The sequence below is a fragment of the Collinsella aerofaciens genome, assembly GCF_015552075.1.
GTDB lineage: Bacteria > Actinomycetota > Coriobacteriia > Coriobacteriales > Coriobacteriaceae > Collinsella > Collinsella aerofaciens_Y.
On record NZ_JADNDZ010000032.1, the window covers coordinates 1 to 3,465 of the forward strand.

General features: G+C 60.6%; 3 protein-coding genes. All 3 read right to left on the bottom strand.

Annotation, left to right across the window (positions count from 1 at the left end):
- Positions 1-145 precede the first annotated feature (145 nt).
- The gene (locus tag I2D41_RS02530; protein WP_006233969.1) at positions 146-1,078 is read right to left on the bottom strand and encodes a 1-phosphofructokinase family hexose kinase; all 933 of its coding nucleotides are present in this window, start codon (positions 1,076-1,078) and stop codon (positions 146-148) included.
- A 74-nt stretch (positions 1,079-1,152) separates the two neighbouring features.
- Complete coding sequence (gene ptsP, locus I2D41_RS02535) at positions 1,153-2,856, bottom strand: phosphoenolpyruvate--protein phosphotransferase (protein WP_195363436.1); 1,704 nt, start codon at positions 2,854-2,856, stop codon at positions 1,153-1,155.
- Positions 2,857-2,989: 133 nt separating this feature from the next.
- On the bottom strand, positions 2,990-3,253 hold the full coding sequence (locus I2D41_RS02540) for an HPr family phosphocarrier protein (RefSeq protein ID WP_022094575.1): 264 nt from the start codon (positions 3,251-3,253) through the stop codon (positions 2,990-2,992).
- Positions 3,254-3,465: the final 212 nt, after the last annotated feature.

The window sequence follows — 3,465 nt, forward strand, 5'->3', positions numbered from 1 at the left end:
TGCGGAAACGCGGGGTCCGTTCAAGCTGTTGCGTTGAGATTGAAAATCAACCGTACGGCAGAACATCTCTCTCCAATGACGAAACAAAAAAGGCGCCCCAGCCGAAACCGGGGCGCCGCATGCGCACGAATATGTCGCGTTTCGATTACTGACGATCGAGCTTGCGGACAGCAACGCGCTTGCTGTACTCGTCGACGTGACCGAAGTCGCCGATGCCGACGGACTCGGCAACGTTGGCGCCGGTGGCCATAGCGAGCTTCATGGCCTCCTCGACGTTGTCGCGATCCCTGTACCACTTGTGCAGGAACGCAGCGAGGGTGCAGTCGCCGGCGCAGACGGAAGAAACCAGCTTGATGTTGAACTCACGCTTGGCGTACCAGATGTCCTCGCCGTTGGAGAAGTAAGCGTCGCCGCGGCTACCACGGGTGAGCAGCACGTTCTGAACGCCAGCGTCGTGAGCCATCTTCATGGCAACGCGAACCTCGTCGTCGGTGTCGACCGGCACGCCGAAGATGGCCTTCATCTCGTGATGGTTCGGCTTAATGAGCAGCGGCTTCTTGTGAGCGAGCTCCTTGAGCTTGTCGGAGGACAGGTCCAGGACGACGTCGGCGCCACGAGCCTGAGCGTGCTCCATAACCTGAGCCAGGAAGTCAGGCGTAGCTTTGGGAGGCACGGAGCCGGAAACGATCAGGCACTCGAGATCGCCCGCGGTGTCCAGGATGTTGTAGAGCTCCTCCTGGTGCTGCGGCGTAATCGGGGCGCCGGGGTTCAGGATGCCGTACTCGTGCTGGCCATCGTTGACGTAGGTGTTAATGCGCGTGATACCGTCGGTCCAAACCGGGCGGCAGAGGCAACCCAGGTTCATGACCTCCTCGACGATGAACTTGCCCGTGAAGCCAGCGAAGAAGCCGAGCGCGACGGTATCGACGCCCATCTTCTTAAAGGCGAAGGACACATCGAGGCCCTTGCCGTTGGCCGTGTAGCTGGCCGAGCCGGTGCGGACGTTCTCGTCGGGCTCGAGCGGAGAGCTCGAAACCGTCATGTCGACAGCCGGATTAGCGGTTAGCGTGTAGAACATTTACAGTACCCCCTGTATATGTGAGGGCCGCGTGGCCGGCCCATTCCAACCACGCGGTTACCTCTGATACCAAATTAACGAGCAGCGGACTCGAGCAGCGCCTTGACCTCGGCTGCAGTGTTGCAGGCGAGCGCCTTCTCGGCGAGCTCGTCGCACTCGGCCTTGGTCCACTGGCTGATGGTCTTGCGGGCGCGCAGGATCGACGGAGCGCTCATCGAGAACTCCTCCAGGCCCCAGCTGATCAGCAGCGGCTCAAGCAGCGGATCGGCAGCGGCCTCGCCGCACATACCGACCATGATGCCGGCCTTCACGCCGCTCTCGATGATGTTCTTGAGCGAGCGGAGCACGGCGGGATAGTACACCTGGTACAGGTTAGAGATGGTGTCGTTGCCACGGTCGGCGCACATGGTGTAGCCGATCAGGTCGTTAGTGCCGATGGAGAAGAAGTCGGCGACCTCGGCCAGACGGTCAGCGAGCAGCGAAGCGGCGGGCGTCTCGACCATGATGCCGACCTCGATGTTCTCGTTGAACTTGCGGCCCTCTTCGGTCAGCTCGGCCTTGCACTGCTCGACGAGCTCCTTGACGGCCACGACCTCCTCGACGCAGGTGACGAGCGGAATCATGATCTTGACGTCACCAAAGGCGCTGGCACGCAGCAGGGCGCGGAGCTGGACCTTGTACTGGTCGGGATTGGCCAGGCAGTAACGCACGGCGCGGAAGCCCATGAAGGGGTTGTCTTCCTTGACCATGTGCAGGTACGGGATCTCCTTGTCGCCGCCCACATCAAGCGTGCGGATGATGACCGGAGCACCCTTGAGCGCGCTGGCGACCTTGCGGTAGGCGTTAAACTGCTCCTCCTCGGAAGGAAGCTCAGCGGAGTCCATGAACAGGAACTCGGAGCGGAACAGACCGATGGCCTCGGCATCGTGATCGAGCGCGTTGGGCACGTCATCGGGGTTACCGATGTTGCAGGCGATGATCTTCTTGATGCCATCGGCAGTCACGGACGGCTTGCCACGGAAGGCCTCGAGGGCTGCCTTCTCGGCAGCGAAGGCCTCGGCCTTGGCGGTGTAGGCAGCGAGCGTCTCCTCGTCGGGATCGGCCTCGACGATACCCTTGCCACCGTCGACGACAACGGTCATACCGTTGCGCAGCGCGGTGCAGCTGTTGGAAACCGAAAGGACAGCCGGGATCTCGAGGGCGCGCGCAATAATCGCGGAGTGCGACGTGCGGCCACCGGTCTCGGTGACGATACCGGCAACGTGGGCCTTATCGATCGTGGCGGTCATGGACGGCGTGAGGTCGTGAACGACAACGACAGTATTCTCGGGCAGGACGGAGAGGTCGACGACCTCCTTGCCCAGCAGCTCGGCCAGAATACCGGTGCGGATGTCGGCGATGTCGGCCGCGCGCAGACGAAACATCTCGTCGTCCATGGACAGGAACATGTTCTCGAACATGGTCGAGGTGTCCATGAGCGCCTGCTCGGCGCAGGTACCGCCGCCAATGGCGGCGTTGATGGCGTCGGTCATGCCCGGGTCCTGAGCCAGGACAATGTGTCCGCTCATGATCTCGGCCTCGGCCTCGCCCACCGTCTCCTTCATGTGGTCGGCCTGAGCCTGGGTCTTCTCGCAGAAGACCGAAAGAGCGGACTGATAGCGCTCCTTCTCTGCTGCCGAATCAGCAACCTCGTGCGGCTCAAACGTCAAGTCGGGATCGACGGCGACCATGACGGTGCCGATACCGATGCCCTCGGAAGCGTTGACTCCCTGATACATTCCCATTCCTCTCTCCGTGTCATGTGATAAAGCGTTTTGCCATATCCATGACAAAAGAGCGCAGCTACCTTACAACAGGTCACTGCGCCCCCAAATATGAACTTAGTTGTTCAACATGCGACCCGTTTGAGTTCTACTCGCCAAGACCGCTCTTGATGAGCTCGATGGCAGCAGCCAGAGCCTCGGCCTCGTCGGCGCCGTCGCACTTGACCTCGACCTCGGTACCGCAGGGGATACCAGCAGCCATGAGGGCCATCGGGGACTTGCCGTTGACCTCCTTCTCGGGGGTGACGACCGTCACGTCACAGGCGTACTTGCCCATGGTGGAGGCGAACAGACCAGCCGGACGCATGTGCAGACCCTGAGGATTAACGAGGGTAGCCTTCTCAGAAACCATAATTGACTCCTTTTTGTGTTTAACCCCTGTCATGCATGTGGCAGGAGTCAGATTCACGACGTTGTTTATATTAACTCACATCAAACGGTTTTTCATTGTGTTTCACACGAATTGTTGGACAGATGTCGTATCCCTGCGCTCGCCCGCCGGGCGGGGCGGTTAAGTTTGCTGCTCTACAGTCCTGCGCAAGACGGAAAGCACATTAAGTGCTT

Coding starts and splice junctions, on each gene's coding strand:
- I2D41_RS02530 (WP_006233969.1), bottom strand. CDS start 1,078: ATGTTCTACACGCTAACCGCTAATCCGGCTGTCGACATGACGGTTTCG.
- ptsP (WP_195363436.1), bottom strand. CDS start 2,856: ATGTATCAGGGAGTCAACGCTTCCGAGGGCATCGGTATCGGCACCGTC.
- I2D41_RS02540 (WP_022094575.1), bottom strand. CDS start 3,253: ATGGTTTCTGAGAAGGCTACCCTCGTTAATCCTCAGGGTCTGCACATG.